Below are 17,900 nucleotides of genomic sequence, written 5' to 3'. Positions count from 1 at the left end.
CATCATGAATTGAGGAGGAACGCTGATGAAACGAAGAAACTTCCTGAAGGCGTGCCTGATAGGCGGGACCACCATAGCGCTGGGCAAAACCAACAAGGGTTGGGCCAGCGGTTCCTTTGAGGGTTATCCCGAGGCCATGGGTGTCCTGGTCGACACCACCCGCTGCATCGGCTGCCGCAGCTGCGAAGCTGCCTGCAACAAGGAACAGAAGCTGCCCGAACCGGATACCTCCTTCGATGATCCGGCGGTATTCGAACACGAACGGCGCCCCACCTCCAAGGCCTACACGGTGGTGAACCGCTACCAGAAAGAACAGCCCTCCGGGCCGGTGTACCGCAAGGTGCAGTGCAACCACTGCAACGAGCCCGCCTGCCTCACCTCCTGCTTCGTGAACGCCTACACGAAGACCAAGGAAGGGGCGGTGATCTACAACTCCAAGATCTGCGTCGGCTGCCGCAACTGCATGATCGCCTGCCCGTTCAACGTCCCGGGCTACGACTACGACAGCGCGACCAACCCGATCGTCAAGAAGTGCATCCTGTGCTACGACACCCGGCTCAAGTACGGCAAACCGCCGGCATGCGTCGAGATCTGCCCTCAGGAGGCGCTCACCTTCGGGCACCGCGCCGACCTGATCAAGCTGGCGCACGAGCGGATCCGCGCCACCCCCGAGCGCTACGTCGACCACGTCTACGGCGAGAAAGAGGTGGGAGGCACCAGCTGGCTCTACCTGGCCCCGGTCGGCTTCGACAAGCTCGGTTTCGACACCACGCTTTCCAACGATCCGATCATTTCCAACGTGAAGGATTTCCTCGGCATGGTGCCGATGGTGCTTTCTATCTGGCCGGCGCTCTTCTCCGGCATCCACCTGCTGTGCAAGAACCAGGAGCACGACGGGCATGGGCATGATACCGATTCCAACCAGGAGGATACCAAGCCATGAAAAAAATGATCCAGCACGGTTTGGCAATAGTGGACTCACCCTACGACGAGGACGGCAAGAAGCGCACGCTGGTCAACAAGCTCCTTTTGGGGCTCACCCCGAGCCAGTACCTGCTGCAGGCTTTCCGGAACCCCTTCAACTGGATCCTCGCGGCGATCTTCGCCATTGGGATCCCGGTGCTGATCGGCCGGTTCATCTTCGGCCTGGCCTGGGCCACCAGCGGCTCCAACGATTATCCCTGGGGCCTCTTCCTCGGGTTCGGTCTCTTCGCCATGGTACCGCTCTCCTCCTCGGGCTTCCAGTTGGGGACCGCCTGCGAGATCTTCGGCAGGCATGACCTGGAGCCGATCGAGCGCCTCGCGCTCCTGAACGGCCTCTTAGGCTACTTCTTCGCGGTCATGTACCTGTTGGCCGACCTGGGGCAACCCTGGCGCCTCCCCTACCCGATGGTGGTCTCCTTCGGGCCGGCCGCGGTGCTCTTCCTGGTCGCCTGGCACGTCGCCACCTACCTCTCGGTGCAGGTCGCCGAGGTCTCTACCGCCTTCTTCGAGTGGATCGGGTTCCCGGCCGGCAAGAGGGGTATCCGCAAGATCACCCTGGGGCTCACCGTCTCCGGCATCATCCTGTCGACCCTGCACCAGGGGGCGCTGGGCGCGCTGTTCACCTACGCGCCGGGGAAAGTGCACCCCCTTTGGTACTCCTCCTCGTTCCAGTGGTTGCACTTCTTCGTCTCCTCGCTGCCGGGCGGGCTGTGCATGGTAATCACGGTGAGCACCATCGCGGCCAAGACCATGGCCTGGCGCGGCGACACCCGCTTCCGCGAGAAGTTGGACAAGGTGACCGTATCGCTCGCCAAGGGCGCCTGCATGGGGATCGCCACCTACATCACCATCAAGCTGATCGCCATCGCTCATGACAACAAGTGGGCCTACCTGGACACCGGCTGGGGGCAATGGTTCATGTTCGAGATCATCGTCGGGTTCATGCTGCCGCTGACCCTGATGACCTACGGCGTGCACACGAGGAAAATGGCGATGGTCCGCATGGGCGCCTTCATGACCGTGTTCGGCGTGGTGCTGAACCGGGTCAACACAGCGATGATCACCTTCAACTGGAAACTGCCGCACCGCGAGATCCCGCCCTGGCGCGAGGTGATCATCAGCCTGACCATCTTCGCCACCTACATCGTGGTCTACCGTTTCATCCTGTACCGGCTCCCGATCCTGTTCAAATGGCGCCAGCAGGAGCAGGAAGAGACCGTACCCGAAGCGGTGCCGGCGCCGGCGCTTGGCAGACGCGAAGCGAGCAGGGTTCCGGTGGCAAGCTACAGCAGCATGACCAAGCTGGATTAGCAGGACCGTTGCAGAGGGCAGCCGGTTCTCAGGGGGACAGGCACCTGACGGAGCCAGTCCCCACGAGGCCGGCGCCCTCAAAGGGTCTTTCAAGGAAGTAAGATGAGGCACAGCGGGGCTGACGGCGGCGGAAAGCCGGCTACCCAGATTGGAGATGGAGCCATGTTCGACAAGATCGCAGGAAGGGCCTTGGTTCCCGTAGGGATAGTGGTTACCGGATTTCTGGTGGTCTGCTTCGTGCTCCTCTACGCGGCCATCAAGCAGGTGGTGATCCGCGATTCCATCACCCAGGCGAACAACCTGGCGGGCATCGTGCTCAAGTCCACCCGTTACGCCATGATGAAGTCGGACGCGGAGTTAAACCGCGCCATCATCCGCAACATCAGCGCCCAAAACGGCGTGCAGCATGTGCGTATCTTCAACAAGAAGGGTGTGGTGGCCTTCTCCTCGAAGCCCGAGGAGGTGAACCGCCAGGTGGACAAGAAGGCGGAAGGATGCGTGGTCTGCCACGAGAAGGCGGTGCCCATCACCACCCTTGGGACCATGCAAAAGGCGCGCACCTTCAAAAACGCCTCAGGTGACGAGATCCTCGCTATCACCGCGCCCATCTACAACGAGGCGGAATGCGCCAACGCCGCCTGCCACTTCCACCCGGCCGAGCAGCGCGTACTGGGTACGCTGGACATCGGACTGTCACAGGAAGCGACGCTGCACTCTCTTGCTCTGATCAGGATGCAGATGCTGATCTTCTCGATCCTGACCCTGTTCCTCACCATCGCGGGTGTCATTACACTGTTAAAGATGATCGTACTGGTTCCGATGAGGAAACTGCAGGAGTACACTGAGAGGAGCGAGGAAGGAAACGGCACGGCGCGACCGCCACACCTTCCCTATGAGCTTGACAAGATCGCGCAATCTTACTACTTTATCAGGGCCAAATTAAACGAAATTGAACAAAAGCCTTTCCAGGGACCGAAGAACGATCCCATATGCCAGCACAAATGACCTTTTTCACAGGGGGGACCGGTTCCGCAGGTGCCTGTCCCCTTTAGAGAGTCGAGCGAGCGATGGAGCAGGCCGAAAACAACAAGACGGGGACGATGGGGGAGTTGGCGCGCGACGCGCAGGGGCAGTTGCGCCAGGGACTTCTCGAGGAGATAGGGCGCCTTAAAAGGTTTTCCAACCGGGGACTTTGGGCGCTTTCCCTGTTTCTGCTTTTGAGCACCGTGGCCTGGCGTGACTTCTGGTTCCTGCCCCGCCCCCAGGAGGTGGTGGCGTCGCTGGGAGCGGCGCCCAAGCCGCTCATGATCAGCCTGGTGCTGGTGCTCTACACCTTCTCGGCCATCATACTGAGCCTGTCGCGCATGATGGCCGGCCTGCGCCATCCAAGCAGTTTCTGCCATGTCGGCTACCTGGCCGGCTTCTACCTCTTCTACTATTTCGCCGAGGCGCTCCAGGACAATTACTGGGCGGTTTTCGGCGCCGGCTTCACCATCCTGTGCCTGGAAAGCTACCGGATCTGGACCTTTTGCAGCGACCAGATCGGCAAGCGCAGCGAACAGCTCGCCTTCCTGGAACGTAACGGCAGGATGCCCCCCGAAGAAGATGAAGATTCCCTCTACGACTGATCTCCCTACTCAGCTCTCCGCCGCACTCAACCTTTCGTAGCCCCCGCAAGGCTGCCCCGTCTTCATGCGCGGCACGTCCAGTACCGTGTAGATGGTGCAGCGCCCCTTCTGGTGCAACTTGCAGTCATCGAAACTGCACACCACGTAGGCGCGGTCGTTGGGGCCGGTGAGCATCTGGTCCAGCTTATCCGCGATCTTGTCGTTCTTTCCCGCCAGTGCCGCTATCTGTGCAAGTTTGTCGTCCATGGGCACCTCACTTTGAGAAGTAGTCGCTTTGGGGACCGCGCTGAGCCTGAAGACTAGCACTATACGTTGCGGCCCGCCATAAAAAAAGGCCCCGTGCCATCGGACGGGGCCTCTTTGTCAGTCACGCCGTCGCGGCGAGGTTACGCTTTTTCAACCTTCACTTCGACCAGGTTGCAGTTCCCCTTGAGGAGCGCGTTGGCGTTCAGATCGCGGAAGTGCGCGGGTGCGAAGAGCAGCCCGGGCTGCAGCTTGTCGCTGATCCTCGCGGCAGCGGTCAGGGCGCCGGTGCCGGAGGAGAGCTTAACGCTCGCCCCTTCGGCGACGCCCAAGGCGGTCGCGTCGGCGGGATGCAGTTCGACGAAACCGGCCGGTGCCACGTCGAGGTTGGCGTCCGAGCGGGTGGTGGAGGTGCCGTTGTGGAACCCGATCGGGCCGACCAGGAGCTGGAACTTCGGCCGGGCCGGTGCCGCGGGCTTGGCGATCGGCGCCAGGGGGGCGTCGTTTCTCGCCGCAGTCCCCCCCTTGATGACGCCGTTGCGGGAGCCGTCGAAGGGCTGATACCCCTTGGCGGACACCTTGATCTCTTCCATGACGCCCGCCGGGGTAATGCGCTGGACGCTGCCGGTCAGCCTGCCGTAGAGATCGGCCAGGATGACCCAGTCCTCTTTGGCCTGCCCCGGTGCGTCCACGGCTTTATAAATGGCCTGGACCCGGTTGTCGAGCGAGGTAAAGGAGCCGCTCTTCTCGGCGGCGGCGCCTGCCGGCAGCACGACGTGGGCGTAGTCGAGGGAATCGCCCTGGAAGACGTCCTGTACCACCAGCAGTTCCAGCTTGCCGAGGGCCTTGCGGATGCGCTGATTGTCCGGGAGGCCGGACAGGTCGCATCCCAGGAGGTAAAGCGCCTTGATGCTCCCCTGCTCGATCCCCTCGACGATGCCCCAGATGTCCTTGCCGTCGGCGCCGGGGGTGACCCCCATGTCCAGCATGCCCACGGTGTTGTTCTTGGCGTCGATCGGGAAGATGCCGCCCCCCTGCTCGCTGGCCGAGCCGGTAAGGACGGCGAGGTCGGCGAGCGCCGCGATCTTGGCGGAGGCGTCGGCGCTGCGGATCAGGTCGGCGCCGAAGACGATGGCTACGCGGGTCATGCCGGCGAGTTGCCGTACCGCGTTTTCCACCGCGGCCACGGTGACGCCGGCCTGCTGGCAGAGTTCGTCCATGGAGAGCTGAGCGAGCCCGTCCTTGATGCTCTCGGACCCGGCCGGCAGCGCCACGCCCGCCTCGACGAGTCCCTTCATCAGGGCGTAGACGACCTGGAGCTCGGTGCCGGGGAGGTGCTTCAGGTGCGCGTTGGAGAACTTCCTGAGTTTCACGTCGCGCATGTTTACCAGCACCAGGCGGGCGTCCTTCTTGGTGGCCGCCTTGATGACGCGGTACTCGGCGCCGGTCGCCTCCGCGTTCAGGTCGCAGCCAAAGACCAGGATCGCCTGGGCCTCGTCGAGCGCGTCGAGTTGCTTGCTGGCGCCGGTGAAGCCGAAGCGGCGCTGCATCTGCGCCTGCGCCTGGGCGAAGCCCAAGCCAGCCTCGGAATCGAGGTTGGAGCTGCCGAGCCCCTCGCTGAAGAGCTTGCGGAACAGGAAACTCTCCTCGTTGGTAAGCCTCGGGGAGCCGAGTCCCGCCACGGCCTTGCCGCCGTCACGCGCCACGATCTCCTTGAGTTTCGCGGCCGCCGTCCCGAGCGCCGTATCCCAGTCGGTCTTGGCGAGGGCACCGGAGTCGCCGCGCAGCAGCGGATCGGCGAGCCTCTCCGTGGAGTGCAGGTAGCGGTAGCCGAAGCGGCCGTTTATGCAGAGGTTGCCGTTGTTGTAGCTGGTGTCTTCGCTGGTGACCCGCTCGACACGCCCGTCCTTGGCGTGGTAGTCGATCTGGCAGCCGGCGCCGCAGAAGGCGCAGACGCTCGGGATGCGGTTGAAGGTCCAGGGACGCCCCTTGAACTTGAAGGGCTTGGTAATCAGGGCGCCGGTCGGGCAGGCCGCGACGCAGTTGCCGCAGAACTCGCAGTTCAAGGGCTTGCCGTCCACCGTGTCGATGATGGCGTCCTCGCCCTTGTTGACCACCTCGATGGCGTCGCAGCCGACGATCTCGTGGTCCACCTTGACGCACTTCTCGCACAGGATGCAGCGGTTGGGGTCGCTTTCGATGAGCGGCCAGTCGTAGCGGATCGCCTTGCGCTCCAGGATCGCCGAGTAGTCCTGCTTGGTGGCGTTCAGCGCGTAGCAGGAATCCTGCAGGTCGCACTCGCCGCCGGCGTCGCAGACCGGGCAGTCCAGCGGGTGGTTCACCAGCATGAGCTCCATGATCTTGCGGCGGGCTTCCCTGAGGGCCGGGGTGTCCGTGGTGACTTCGATCCCCTCCTTGACCGGCGTGTTGCAGGCGGTCATGGTACGCTCCACACCCGCCACCTCTACCGCACAGACGCGGCAGGCGCCGGTGGGGGAGACCTTCTTGAGCCAGCACAGCGTCGGGATCGTGATCCCTACCGTGGCTGCGGCCTCCAGTATGGTGGTACCTTTCTCGACCTGCACGCTTTTGCCATCAATGGTTAAGCTGACCATATAAAAACCTCAGTATTCGGTGTAATGAATTGCAATAGGTCCGGGTGCTGCGGCCCTAGACGGCCACCATGGCGACCCGGTAGCAGCGCAGGCACCTCTCGGCCTCCCGCACCGCCTGGCTGTTGGCGTAGCCCAGTTCCACCTCGCAGTAGTTCTTGAAGCTCGCCCTCTCCTTGCCGTGCACCTCTTTCTGGTGCTCACGCGAGGCGCTGTCCAGCCACTGCACGTCCTCGTTCTTGTCGTAGACGCCGAAGTAGGAGAGGATGTCCTCCATCCGCTCGTCGTCGGTGAGGTTGACCCCCTTCCCTTCCAGGTAGCGCTGGATCACCTTGGCGGCGCGGTGACCGTTGCCGACGCAGGCGACCACGGTGAGCGGGCCGATCTCGGCGTCGCCGGAGGCGAAGACGCCGTCGCAGTCGGTGATCAGGGTCCTGGAGAGCATGTTGCCCATGCCGTCCTTCAGGTCCTTGCCGTCGTGTCCCTTGAGCGGCACGTACTTGGTGACGATGGTGCTCCACTTGGTGGTGTCGATCCCCGCATCGGCCGGGATGAAGGAGAGATCGGCGTCCTGGCCGATGGCCGGGATGATGGTGTCGCACTCGATGACGAACTCGGAGCCCGGCACCGGTTCCGGACGGCGGCGCCCGGAGGCGTCCGGCTCGCCGAGAGCCATCCTGATCAGCTCGACCCCGGTGACCTCGTTCTGCTCGTTGGCGATGACCTTGGTCGGGAGCACCTGGAACTCGAAGCGTACCCCTTCCTCGTCCGCCCCGTCGACCTCCCAGACGTCCGCGGGCATCTCGGTGCGGGAGCGGCGGTAGACGAGCACGCTCTCTTCGGCCCCTTCCCGCAGCGCCACCCTGACGCAGTCGATGGCGGTGTTGCCGCCGCCGACCACGAAGACCTTCTTGCCCATACCGGTGGGAAGGCCCAGGTAGACGTTTCTCAGAAAGTCGATACCGCCGGTCAGGAAGCCCTTGTACCCCTTGTCCTCACCCTCGACGCCCATCGGCTTGGAGCGGTGTGCGCCCGGAGCGAGGAGCACGGAGTCGAACTTCTGTCGCAGCTCGGCGAGGGTGACGTCCTTGCCCACCCTGGTGTTGTATTTGATCTCGACCCCGAGGGACTCGATGATGTCGATGTCGCGCTGCAACAGGTGGCGCGGCTGGCGGTAGGGAGGGATGCCCACGGCGACCATGCCGCCACCAAGAGGGAGGGCCTCGTAGATGGTGACCGGGTAACCTTCCAGGGCCAGGTAGTAGGCGGCGGCGAGGCCTGCCGGGCCGGCACCCACCACGGCGACCTTTTTGCTCTGCTTCGCCTTGGGAGCCATCGGGGGGAGGTGGCCGTGCTGCCACTCGTAGTCGGAGGCGCTGCGCTTAAGCACCATGATGTTGATCGGCTCGTCCACGTTCTTTCTGCGGCAGGCGGTTTCGCACGGGTGAGGGCAGACGCGGCCGCAAACCGACGGCAGCGGCATCGACTCACGGATGGTGGCCAGGGAGTCGCCGAAACGGTAGTCCTTCACCGACTCGATGTAAGTCGGGATATCGATGTGGGCCGGGCACTTGTCCATGCAGGGGGCGGTGTACTTCTCGATGTAGCGGAACTCCGACGAGAGGCTCTTGGCGCCGCGGATGTAATTCACGAAGGCGTCGCGGAAGTGGGTGACCGCGTCGATGACCGGCACCGAGGAACTCGGGCAGAGGGTGCACTTGCAGTGCGACAGGACGCTGCCGACGTCGAGGATGGTGTCCAGGTCCTCTTCCTTGCCACGCCCCTCCATGATCCCGGAGAGGGCATCCATGATGACGCGGGTCCCCTTCTTGCCGGGGGTGCATTTGCCGCAAACGTACTTGGTCTGAACCCGCTTCATGTACTCGGCGATCATGGCGGGGATGTCGACATCCTTGTTGTACAAGATGATGCCGTCCCAGCCGATGAAAGCCGAAAGCGGCCGCTCTCCGTCGTAGGTGGCGGGCAGCTTGAAGGAGACCTCTTTCTTCTCGCCCCCCTTGCGGTTATCAACTACGTTTCTGCCCCAGCTGGAAAAAACTACCTCTGCCACTTAGGCCTCCGAAATAGCTGTAAAATTGGCCGGATTATCGGCTAAATATTTACATTTATTAAGTAAATTGTTCGGTGTACATTGTATACAGTATCCAGTTTTTACCACATCACTCGGCTCTAATCAAGCGAAAAATCATGCGGATTATCGCTGGGGTACGCCGTATACGACGAGCGGCGATCACGACGGCGGGCGCCCTTCTCCATAGCTTCAATTAATGGTTGTTTTTGTCCGCGATAGGCCCTAACATCGCCCCCAGCACGGCGCGACGCGCCCCCTTAAAGAATTCAACTTTTTGCTGGAGATGCCGATACTTAATCTGGAAGCGCCCATGAAGGCCCCGTGGGCGTCACCGGAGGGGGTCATGGAGACCGACATGCTCGACGGCACCGGCTTGAAGCTGCAATTGAGCCCGGACCAGAAGTCCCTGCAGGCGCAGTACACCCCGGTCACCCAGCGGCGCGCCCTGAATGTCGGGCAGCTGCGCGAGGCGATCGAGGCGTCGGATTACCGGGAGTTCTTCGTGTCACAGGACGCGCTGGAGCAGCTGCTGGCGCGCTGCGCCGTCTCCCCGGTAGCGTTCACCCTGCAAATCGGTGAACGGCGTGACGCGACCCTGACCGTGCAGCTCTCCGACGACATGATGAGCGCCACCATGAGCATCCAGCCAGCCTGCGGCGGGCGCCGGATCACCCGGGAAGAGGTGGAACAGGAGCTGTCCCGGGCCGGGGTAGTCTGCGGCATCCTTTATGACGAAATCGACGCGGCGGTCGCCGCAGGCGAGGCCGCCAAGGTGGTCATTGCCCAGGGGACCCCGCCCATTCCGGGGGAGGACAGTCAGTTCATCAGCTTGGTCCCGGAGATGGCGACCCAAGCGCCGCAGCTCTCCGATGACGACATGGCTGACTATCGCAACCTGGGCGACATCGTGAGCGTGAGCCTGGGCGATCCCCTCATGCGCCGCACCGCGCCAACCACCGGGATCCCCGGCACGAACCTGCTGGGGGTGGAGCTTCCCACCAGCGACGGGATCGACATCCCCTTCGCGGACAACCTGACCGGCATCGCCTGCGACCTCAAGGACTGCGATATGCTGGTGGCCGCCATCTCCGGCTACCCCGTGATCGTACCGCGCGGGGTCATGGTGGATCCGATCTTCAAGCTGAAGCGGGTCGACCTCTCCACCGGCAACTTCCACTTCAAGGGATCGCTCGAGATTTCAGGCGATGTCAGCGAGGGGATGGAGGTCACCGCCACCGAGGACATCACGGTGGGGGGGCTCGTGGAAGCCGCGCGGGTCAAGGCGGGAGGAAACATCGTGATCCAGGGGGGCGTGATCGGCCACGGCAAGGCGGCCCAGCCGGGCAAGATGTTGAGCCGCCAGGAGATGGCTCAACTGGAAGCGGGCGGTACGGTGACGGTGCAGTTCGCGGAAAACGCCGCCATCAGCGCTGGCGGGGACATCGTGATCCGGGAGCTGGCCATGCAGAGCGATCTCACCTCAGGCGGGAGCATCCTGGTCGGCGAGAAAGGGGGACGCAAGGGGCACATCATCGGCGGGCTTTGTCGCGCCGCGACCCTCGTGCACGCCGTGGTGATCGGCTCCCACGCCGGGGTCCCCACCGTCATCGAGGTCGGCGTCGATCCGGCTTTGAACCGCAAGCTGGAGATGGTGCAGGAGAACCTGGCCGAGAAACAGCGCCAGCTGGATGAATTGACCAAGACCCTGGCCTACGTCAAGGAAAACCCCGGCAGCATGGAAGAGGGGCTCTTCAACCTGAAGCAGCGCATCTACACCAAGTGCCAAGGGGAACTGGCCGAGCTCACCGGGGAGAAGAAAAGGCTGCAGAAAAGGATGGAGATCAACGCCCAGGCCCGGGTCGAGGTGGAGCGTGACGCCTTCCTGGGGGCGCAGATCAGGATCGGCTCCAGCACCCTCCTCGTCGAGGAGGATCTGACCAACCCGACCTTTACCCTGGGAGAGGAGGGGATCGCATTTTGAAAGGAAAAGGAGCGGCATGCGCATCATAGGACTCACCGGGGGGATCGCCTCGGGCAAGACCAGCGCCGCGCACCTGTTAGAGCGGCTGGGAGCGGCGGTGATCGACGCCGACCAGTTGGCGCGTGAGGTGGTGCAGCCGGGCGAGGAGGCCCTGGCGCAGATCGTGGCGAGCTTCGGCGACAAGATAGTGAACCCCGATGGCACCCTGAACCGCGCCGCGCTCGGGGAGATCGTCTTCGCCGACCCGGCAGCCAGACGCACCCTGGAGGGGATCACCCATCCCGCCATCAAGCAAAGGGCTGAGGAGAAACTGGAGCGGCTCAGGGCAGCCGGGACCAGCACTGCCTTCTACGTCGCCCCCCTGCTATTCGAGGCCGGGATCACGTCGCGCGTGCACGAGGTCTGGGTGGTCTACCTGGACCGGGAGACCCAGCTCCAGCGACTGATGGCGCGCGACGGACTCTCTCGGGAGGCGGCGCTGTCGCGCATCGCTTCGCAGATGCCCATGGAGGAAAAGAAGAAGCTGGGCAAGGTCGTCATCGACAACCGGGGCAGCAAGGAGGAACTGGAAGCGCAGGTGTTAAAGCTGTGGCGCGAGGAGATAGCGGACCGGGAACCGGAGCGGGAGTGAGCAATGGGCGGCGCCCCCGGGGAAAGAAGGGAGCATGAATGAAGAAGGCCCCGCGGGAAGCGGGGCCTTCTTTTTATTTCAATCTTAACCTTTGTCTTAGTCTTGACCTGTCTACTTGTGGTAGCCCAGCTTGTGCGAGATCTCTTCGCCGGAGCGGATCACCAGCGGGATCAGCTCCTTTTCGAGCCGCTCGTCGGTGAAGCGCATCGAGGGGCCGGAGATGCTCACCGCGCCGATGATGCGGCGGGTGTAGTCGCGGATCGGCGCGCCGACGCACTTGACACCGACATCCATCTCCTCGTCGTCGATGGCGTAACCCTGCTCGGCGATCACCTTGAGGTGCTTCTTGAGCTCCTCCCGGTCGGTGACCGTCTTCTGGGTGTAGCGCTTCATCTCCTTGGTGGGGAGGTAGTTCTCGAGCTCCTCGTCGGTCATGTAGGCGATCTGAACCTTGCCGGCGGCGGTGCAGTAGGCCGGCAGGCGGGCGCCGACGCGGGGCACGACCCTCACGGTCAGGTCGGTCTCCACCACGTCCAGGTAGACGATGTGGAATTCCTTGAGGATGGCGACGTAGGTGGTCTCGTTGCACTCCTTGACCAGTGCCTCGAGCACCGGGCGGGACTGGCGCAAAAGACCCATCTGCTTGATGAAGGTCTGCCCCAGCTCCAGGGTCTTGAGCCCCAGGCGGTAGTTTTCCGTTACCTTGTTCTGCTCTATGTAGTTCCGCGACTCCAGGGTAGCCAGGAGACGGAAAACGTTGTTCTTGTGAAGCTTCAGCCTCTTGCTCAGCTCGGTCACGCCCAGTTCGTCCACCTCGTCGTGGAATTGCTCCAGGAGGTCGAGTGCGTGGGAGACGGCCTGAATGATGTACTCAGATTTCTCTTTTTTCGCCATTGGCTGCACCTATAAATATCAGGAAAAATTTCAAACAATATTAACTAGGCCATTTGATAAGCCGTGTCAAGAAAATTAATCGCTTGATAAACGCTTTTAATGTGTTTAAACTCGCCCTACTGTTGCGGCCCGGAAACCGCCGTCCGGCAGGAGCGGTAAAACAGCTTCCACTGGTAAAGTCGGCAGGATGCGGCTCCGGATAGTGTCATACACGCAAAATATAGAATTATGTTCTAGAAATGTCAAGCAACAAGACGTTCGCAGCGATGCGATCTTGACGGTCTGGCGCCCGGGCATCGGCGCCGGCAAATCGGCGGAGAGCCACCGTGCGCCTCAACCTGATTTCCAAGCTTGCCCTGGCCACCGGACTGGTGCTTTTGTGCACCATGGCCCTGTTCGCCTACCTGAACCTGCAAAGCCTCAAGGGGCTCCTGCTGCAGGAGGCGATCTCCGAGGCCGACCGCATCACCGAGACCATCATCCGCACCACCCACAACCAGATGCTCCGGGACGACCGTCCCCTGTTCTATAAGACCATCGAGGAGATCGGCAACCAGCAGGGGGTGGAGCGGATCCGGCTCATCAACAAGACCGGGCGTATCATCTTTTCCACCGACGACTCCGAGACCGGGACCGTGCTCGGCAAGCACTCCGAGGTCTGCGGCATCTGCCACGGCGGATCGCAACTCCTCCTGACCGCCTCCTCCAAGAACCGCAGCCGCCGCTTCTACGGCAAATCCGGCGCCGAATTTCTCGGCATCACCAACGCCATCTACAATGAGGAGGGCTGCTACACCGCGAGCTGCCACTTCCACCCGGAGAACTTCAAGGTGCTCGGAGTGCTCGACGTCGTGGTGCCGCTGGACCGGATGCATTCACTGCTGGACGCCTACCGCGGCCGCATGCTGCTCCTCACCCTGCTCCTCATCACCCTCACCTCGCTGAGCCTCACCTATTTCACCCAGAAACTCGTGAACCGCCCGGTGCGGGAGCTCCTGGAACACACCCAGATGCTGGCCCGCGGCGAACTGGACGGCCTGGTGCACAGTTTCGCCCAAGACGAACTGGGGGAGTTGGCAGACTCCTTCAACACCATGACTGTCAACCTCAAGAAGGCCCGGGAGGAGCTGGAGGGATGGGGGCGCGACCTGGAGCTGATCGTCCAGCAAAGGACCCAGGAGATCACCCGGATGCAGGCGCAGTTGATCCGGTCCGAGAAGCTCGCCTCGCTGGGGGAGCTGGTGGCCGGCATCGCCCACGAGATCAACAACCCGCTCACCGGGATCCTGGTGTTCGCCTCCCTGATCCAGAGTAACCCAAAGCTCGACCCGGTCCTGAAAAACGACATCGAGACGGTGCTGCGGGAAACCAAGCGCTGCGCCGGCATCGTCAAGGGGCTCCTCGAGTTCGCCCGCTGCGCGCCGCCCCAGAAATCCCCCTGCTCGCTGAACGAGATCTCGGACGCCGCGCTCGAACTGGTCCGGCACCAGATCCTGTTCCAGGACGTCACCATCGCCCGCAACTACTCGGGACGCGTCCCGTCGCTTTTGATCGACCCGAACCAGATCGAGCAAGTCCTCGTGAACATGCTGGTGAACGCGGGGCACGCCCTGCGCGGCGAGGGTATGGTCATGGTGGTGACCGGCGTCGACCCGCTGCAGGGGCAGGCCTTCGTCAAGATCAGCGACAACGGCTGCGGCATTCCGGAGGCGAACCTGGGCCGGATCTTCGACCCCTTCTTCACCACCAAGTCCAACAAGGGGACCGGCCTCGGGCTCTCCGTCTCCTACGGCATCGTCCAGGAGCACGGCGGGCACATCGAGGTGCAAAGCCAGAAGGGTGCCGGAACCACCTTCACCATCTTCCTCCCCATTCCCGAAGCGGACGAGCCCACGCTCGCCCCCGCGCCCCCCGCCACCGCGCAACTCCCGGCGGAACCGACCACCGTCTAAAAAGCCGTATACAATGGGGCATTTCCCCTTCACCCGCCCCCTCCCGGCGCCTCGTACTGGGCGCAACTGCGCGGAAGAAAACGATTGACAGCAGGGGGCCGTATTGTTAGTTTACGGTCGGGTTACGCCCGGCTCGCGCCGCGGCGAAAGCCAGCCCCAACGTCACGCAGTACCGGAGCCGCAGTGAACATCACCACCAACGGCGAAGCCGTATCGATCGATCCCCTCACGGTTCAGCAGTACCTAGTTTCCCTCGGCATCGACCCGCGCCGCGTCGCGGTGGAGCTGAACCTGGACATCCTCCCCAAGGCGCAGTACGAGACCACCCTGCTCAAGGAAGGCGACGCCCTGGAGATCGTCCATTTCGTGGGAGGGGGCGCCCTCCGCGGCTAGCCTGGCGCGGCACCCCGCCCGCACGTATCCCGCTCGCCTTCCGGTCCCGCGCCGGCAGGGCCTGAGCCGACCATCTGACAAGACGCCACCGATTGGAGAATAGTGATGCCATCAACAAACGACAAGCTCGTCATCGCAGGACGCGAATTCGACTCCCGCCTCATGGTGGGGACCGGCAAGTACGCCGATTTCCAGCAGATGGTGCGCGCCATTGAGGTTTCCGGCGCCCAGATCATCACGGTCGCGGTGAGAAGGGTGAACATCTCGGACCGGAGCAAGGAATCCCTCTTAGACCACATCGACCAGAAGAAATACACCCTGCTCCCCAACACCGCCGGCTGCTACACCGCCGACGACGCCATCCGCACCTGCCGGCTGGCCCGCGAGGCTGGGCTCTCCGACTTCGTGAAACTCGAGGTACTCGGCGACGAGAAGACGCTCTTCCCGAACAACGAGGAGCTCTTGAAGGCGGCCAAGGTGCTCATCGCGGAGGGGTTCACCGTGCTCCCCTACACCAGCGACGACCCCATCATCTGCAAGAGGCTCGAGGATATGGGGTGCGCGGCGGTGATGCCGCTTGGAGCGCCCATCGGCTCGGGGCTGGGCATCCGGAACCCGTACAACATCCAGATCATCCTGGAGACGATCAAGGTACCCGTGATCGTCGACGCCGGGGTCGGCACCGCCTCCGACGCGGCCATCGCCATGGAGCTTGGCTGCGACGGCGTGCTCATGAACACCGCCATCGCGGGGGCCCAGGATCCGGTCGCCATGGCCGAGGCGATGAACCTCGCGGTCCGCGCAGGGAGGCTCGCTTACCGCGCCGGGCGCATCCCGAGGAAGCTGTACGCCTCCGCTTCGTCCCCGCTGGCAGGGCTGATCGCGTGAAAGAGCTCGATTCCCCCTGGATAGACTTCAACCTCTACCTGATCACCGGACGCGGCGAGACCCTCGGGCGCAACCTGGAGTTCGTGGTTGAGGAGGCCCTACGGGGGGGCGTGCGTGCGGTGCAGCTCAGGGACAAGAGTGCCACCAGCACCAAAGAGCTCTACGAGACGGCCCAGGAACTGCGCCGCCTCACCTCCCGCTACGGCGCCAAGCTGCTCATCAACGACCGCATCGACGTGGCGCTGGCGGTCGAAGCCGACGGCGTCCACATCGGCAGCTCCAGTCTGCCGCTGTACAAGGTGAGGAGGCTTTTGGGCGAACGCAAGCTGATCGGGGTCTCCTGTCACAACCAGACCCAGGCCATCACCGCCCAGGAGATGGGAGCCGACTTCATCACCTTCGGCCCGGTCTACTACACCCCCAGCAAGGCCGATTACGGGGAGCCCGTCGGTATCGAGAAGCTGAACAAGGTGGCGCAGATGCTGCAGATCCCGGTGTTCGCCCTCGGGGGGGTGAACCTGGACAACTGCGCCGAGGTGGTCGCAGGCGACGTGCGCGGCATCGCCCTCATCTCCGCCATTCTCTCCGCACCGGAGCCGCGCGAGGCGGCCAAGAGGCTTTTGGCCCTGCTGCCCCCGCTCGAGGAGCATAACGACTAGATGACCGTGGGCGAACCGATCCATAGCGAACTGCGCATCAACTCCTACGGCTCGTACCTGAGGCGCCGCTTCGGCTGTCGCGTCAGCAAGGTGAACGTGGACGGGGGCTTCACCTGCCCCAACCGCGACGGCAGCCGCGGTACCGGCGGGTGCATCTACTGCGACAACAGCTCCTTCTCCCCCAAGGAGACCCAGGCCCTGATCCCGGTCGAGGAGCAGATGGCGGCGGGGATGGAGTACCACCGCGCGCGCCTCTCCAGCGACAAGTTCATCGTCTACTTCCAGAAGTACACCAACACCTACGGCCCGGTGGAAAAGCTCGCCGAGCTGTACCGGCGCGCCCTGGCCCACCCGGACGTCCTCGGTATCTCGGTGGGTACCCGCCCCGATTCACTCTCCCCCGCCGCCATCGACCTTCTCACCGAACTCGCCCGCGAGCACTACGTCTGCGTGGAGCTCGGCCTGCAGTCCATGGACGACGCCATCTTATCCCGGATCAACCGCGGCCACACCCTGGCCGAGTACCTGGACGCGGTGGAGCGGCTCTCCGGCCGGGGGTTGGAGATCTGCACCCACCTGATCTACGGCTTCCCCGGCGAGACCAGGAGCGGCTTCCTGAAGACCGCCCGCCTGATCGCCTCGCTCCCGGTCAACTCCGTCAAGCTGCACCAGCTGCACGCGGTCGAGAACACGCGGCTCGCCGAGATGTATCGGGACGGGAGCTGGCAGCCGATCGGCATCGACGAGTACGTGGCTACCGCCTGCGACTTCCTGGAGGAGCTGCCGGCACGGGTCACGGTACAAAGGCTGTACGGCTCGGCCCCGCTCTCCATCCGGGTCGCCCCCAATTGGAACCTGAAGAACAACCAGATGTGGTACGCCGTGATCAACGAGCTGAGAAGGCGCGGCAGCTGGCAGGGATGCCGGCTCGCCAGCGAGGTCAGGGCGGCCTGAACAGGAGGACCATGAAAACGGCACAACTGATCGGCTCTGCGGAGCCGGTACGGATCGGCAAGATCCTCTGCATCGGGCGCAACTACGCGGACCACATCAAGGAACTGGGCAACGAGACCCCGGAGCGGCCGGTGATCTTCACCAAGCCCGCCACCAGCGTGATCGGCGCCGGCCAGGAGATCGTGATCCCCTCCTACTCCAGCGACTGTCACCACGAGGCGGAGCTGGCGCTTCTGATCGGTAAGGAGGGGCGCGACATCCCCGCCGACGACGCCCTCTCCTACCTGGCCGGTTACGCCGTCGCCATCGACCTGACCCTCAGGGACGTGCAGGCGGAGCTGAAGAAGAAGGGGCTCCCCTGGGACATCGCCAAGGGTTTCGACACCGCCTGCCCCCTCTCCCCCTTCGTCCCGGCGCAGCAGGTGGCCGATCCGCATCAGCTGCGCATCACCCTCACCGTGAACGGCGAGAAGCGCCAGGACGGCGGCACCGACCTGATGATCCACCGCATCCCCGAGCTTTTGAGCTACCTCTCCTCCATCTTCACGCTGGAGCCGGGCGACCTGGTGCTGACCGGGACCCCCGCCGGGGTGGGCCCGATCAAAAGCGGCGACCGCGTGGTCGCGGGGATCGCCGGAGTGGGGAGCATCGCGGTTTCGGTGCGGTAGAAAGGCTTTA

The 17,900-nt window shown here is 63.5% G+C and carries 16 protein-coding genes; 12 read left to right on the top strand and 4 right to left on the bottom strand.

The features are described 5' to 3' along the window. The first annotated feature begins 25 nt into the window (after nt 1-25). The 4 genes from JFN90_RS05530 (at nt 26) to JFN90_RS05515 (ending at nt 3,923) form a co-directional block, all read left to right on the top strand. A complete protein-coding gene (locus tag JFN90_RS05530) occupies nt 26-943 on the top strand; it encodes a 4Fe-4S dicluster domain-containing protein (protein ID WP_199394104.1) in 918 nt (305 codons plus the stop codon). Then, complete coding sequence (locus JFN90_RS05525) at nt 940-2,295, top strand: polysulfide reductase NrfD family protein (protein ID WP_199394103.1); 1,356 nt, start codon at nt 940-942, stop codon at nt 2,293-2,295. Before JFN90_RS05530 ends, JFN90_RS05525 begins: the two co-directional genes overlap by 4 nt. Nucleotides 2,296-2,397: 102 nt before the next feature. Beyond that, nucleotides 2,398-3,300, top strand: a complete 903-nt coding sequence (locus tag JFN90_RS05520; protein ID WP_236018886.1) for a cytochrome C — start codon at nt 2,398-2,400, stop codon at nt 3,298-3,300. A 62-nt stretch (nt 3,301-3,362) separates the two neighbouring features. Beyond that, on the top strand, nt 3,363-3,923 hold the full coding sequence (locus JFN90_RS05515) for a menaquinol oxidoreductase (RefSeq protein ID WP_199394101.1): 561 nt from the start codon (nt 3,363-3,365) through the stop codon (nt 3,921-3,923). 9 nt (nt 3,924-3,932) lie between these two features. Here the strand turns inward: JFN90_RS05515 and JFN90_RS05510 are convergent, their stop codons facing one another. The 3 genes from JFN90_RS05510 to JFN90_RS05500 form a co-directional block, all read right to left on the bottom strand. Beyond that, nucleotides 3,933-4,169, bottom strand: coding sequence for a hypothetical protein (locus JFN90_RS05510; RefSeq protein ID WP_199394100.1), 237 nt, complete (start codon nt 4,167-4,169; stop codon nt 3,933-3,935). Between the two features lie 140 nt (nt 4,170-4,309). Then, nucleotides 4,310-6,781 carry a molybdopterin-dependent oxidoreductase gene (locus JFN90_RS05505; RefSeq protein WP_199394099.1) on the bottom strand — a complete coding sequence of 824 codons (2,472 nt, stop codon included), beginning with the start codon at nt 6,779-6,781 and terminating at the stop codon, nt 4,310-4,312. A gap of 55 nt (nt 6,782-6,836) precedes the next feature. Next, complete coding sequence (locus JFN90_RS05500) at nt 6,837-8,849, bottom strand: FAD-dependent oxidoreductase (RefSeq protein ID WP_199394098.1); 2,013 nt, start codon at nt 8,847-8,849, stop codon at nt 6,837-6,839. 331 nt (nt 8,850-9,180) lie between these two features. Here JFN90_RS05500 and JFN90_RS05495 point away from each other — a divergent pair, with 331 nt between their 5' ends. Both JFN90_RS05495 and coaE read left to right on the top strand, forming a co-directional pair. Continuing rightward, the gene (locus tag JFN90_RS05495; protein WP_236018885.1) at nt 9,181-10,851 is read left to right on the top strand and encodes a DUF342 domain-containing protein; all 1,671 of its coding nucleotides are present in this window, start codon (nt 9,181-9,183) and stop codon (nt 10,849-10,851) included. 16 nt (nt 10,852-10,867) lie between these two features. After that, nucleotides 10,868-11,482, top strand: coding sequence for a dephospho-CoA kinase (gene coaE / locus JFN90_RS05490; protein WP_199394097.1), 615 nt, complete (start codon nt 10,868-10,870; stop codon nt 11,480-11,482). 111 nt (nt 11,483-11,593) lie between these two features. Here coaE and JFN90_RS05485 read toward each other — a convergent pair whose 3' ends face one another. Further along, nucleotides 11,594-12,376, bottom strand: coding sequence for an IclR family transcriptional regulator (locus tag JFN90_RS05485; protein ID WP_199394096.1), 783 nt, complete (start codon nt 12,374-12,376; stop codon nt 11,594-11,596). A gap of 326 nt (nt 12,377-12,702) precedes the next feature. On the opposite strand from JFN90_RS05485, the gene JFN90_RS05480 reads away from it, so the two are divergent. From JFN90_RS05480 to JFN90_RS05455, 6 genes are all read left to right on the top strand, one after another. Continuing rightward, a complete protein-coding gene (locus JFN90_RS05480; protein WP_199394095.1) occupies nt 12,703-14,328 on the top strand; it encodes a sensor histidine kinase in 1,626 nt (541 codons plus the stop codon). A 183-nt stretch (nt 14,329-14,511) separates the two neighbouring features. Next, nucleotides 14,512-14,721, top strand: a complete 210-nt coding sequence (thiS, locus tag JFN90_RS05475; RefSeq protein WP_199394094.1) for a sulfur carrier protein ThiS — start codon at nt 14,512-14,514, stop codon at nt 14,719-14,721. 105 nt (nt 14,722-14,826) lie between these two features. After that, a complete protein-coding gene (locus tag JFN90_RS05470) occupies nt 14,827-15,609 on the top strand; it encodes a thiazole synthase (RefSeq protein ID WP_199394093.1) in 783 nt (260 codons plus the stop codon). Continuing rightward, the gene (thiE, locus tag JFN90_RS05465; RefSeq protein WP_199394092.1) at nt 15,606-16,268 is read left to right on the top strand and encodes a thiamine phosphate synthase; all 663 of its coding nucleotides are present in this window, start codon (nt 15,606-15,608) and stop codon (nt 16,266-16,268) included. The genes JFN90_RS05470 and thiE overlap by 4 nt, the downstream gene beginning before the upstream one ends. Beyond that, the gene (locus tag JFN90_RS05460) at nt 16,269-17,222 is read left to right on the top strand and encodes a TIGR01212 family radical SAM protein (RefSeq protein WP_199394091.1); all 954 of its coding nucleotides are present in this window, start codon (nt 16,269-16,271) and stop codon (nt 17,220-17,222) included. 11 nt (nt 17,223-17,233) lie between these two features. Further along, nucleotides 17,234-17,890: a fumarylacetoacetate hydrolase family protein gene (locus JFN90_RS05455; protein ID WP_199394090.1), complete on the top strand. Its 657-nt coding sequence runs from the start codon at nt 17,234-17,236 to the stop codon at nt 17,888-17,890. Nucleotides 17,891-17,900 lie beyond the last annotated feature (10 nt).

It is taken from the genome of Geomonas propionica (assembly GCF_016458235.1).
Lineage (GTDB): Bacteria > Desulfobacterota > Desulfuromonadia > Geobacterales > Geobacteraceae > Geomonas > Geomonas propionica.
The sequence above is the reverse complement of the archived record's forward strand: the minus strand, read 5'-3'. Positions and strand labels throughout refer to the sequence as shown.

Bases quoted from the DNA above. Each gene is read 5' to 3' on its own strand.
- JFN90_RS05530 (WP_199394104.1), top strand. From the start codon at position 26: ATGAAACGAAGAAACTTCCTGAAGGCGTGCCTGATAGGCGGGACCACC.
- JFN90_RS05525 (WP_199394103.1), top strand. From the start codon at position 940: ATGAAAAAAATGATCCAGCACGGTTTGGCAATAGTGGACTCACCCTAC.
- JFN90_RS05520 (WP_236018886.1), top strand. From the start codon at position 2,398: ATGAGGCACAGCGGGGCTGACGGCGGCGGAAAGCCGGCTACCCAGATT.
- JFN90_RS05515 (WP_199394101.1), top strand. From the start codon at position 3,363: ATGGAGCAGGCCGAAAACAACAAGACGGGGACGATGGGGGAGTTGGCG.
- JFN90_RS05510 (WP_199394100.1), bottom strand. From the start codon at position 4,169: ATGGACGACAAACTTGCACAGATAGCGGCACTGGCGGGAAAGAACGAC.
- JFN90_RS05505 (WP_199394099.1), bottom strand. From the start codon at position 6,781: ATGGTCAGCTTAACCATTGATGGCAAAAGCGTGCAGGTCGAGAAAGGT.
- JFN90_RS05495 (WP_236018885.1), top strand. From the start codon at position 9,181: ATGAAGGCCCCGTGGGCGTCACCGGAGGGGGTCATGGAGACCGACATG.
- coaE (WP_199394097.1), top strand. From the start codon at position 10,868: ATGCGCATCATAGGACTCACCGGGGGGATCGCCTCGGGCAAGACCAGC.
- JFN90_RS05485 (WP_199394096.1), bottom strand. From the start codon at position 12,376: ATGGCGAAAAAAGAGAAATCTGAGTACATCATTCAGGCCGTCTCCCAC.
- JFN90_RS05470 (WP_199394093.1), top strand. From the start codon at position 14,827: ATGCCATCAACAAACGACAAGCTCGTCATCGCAGGACGCGAATTCGAC.
- JFN90_RS05460 (WP_199394091.1), top strand. From the start codon at position 16,269: ATGACCGTGGGCGAACCGATCCATAGCGAACTGCGCATCAACTCCTAC.
- JFN90_RS05455 (WP_199394090.1), top strand. From the start codon at position 17,234: ATGAAAACGGCACAACTGATCGGCTCTGCGGAGCCGGTACGGATCGGC.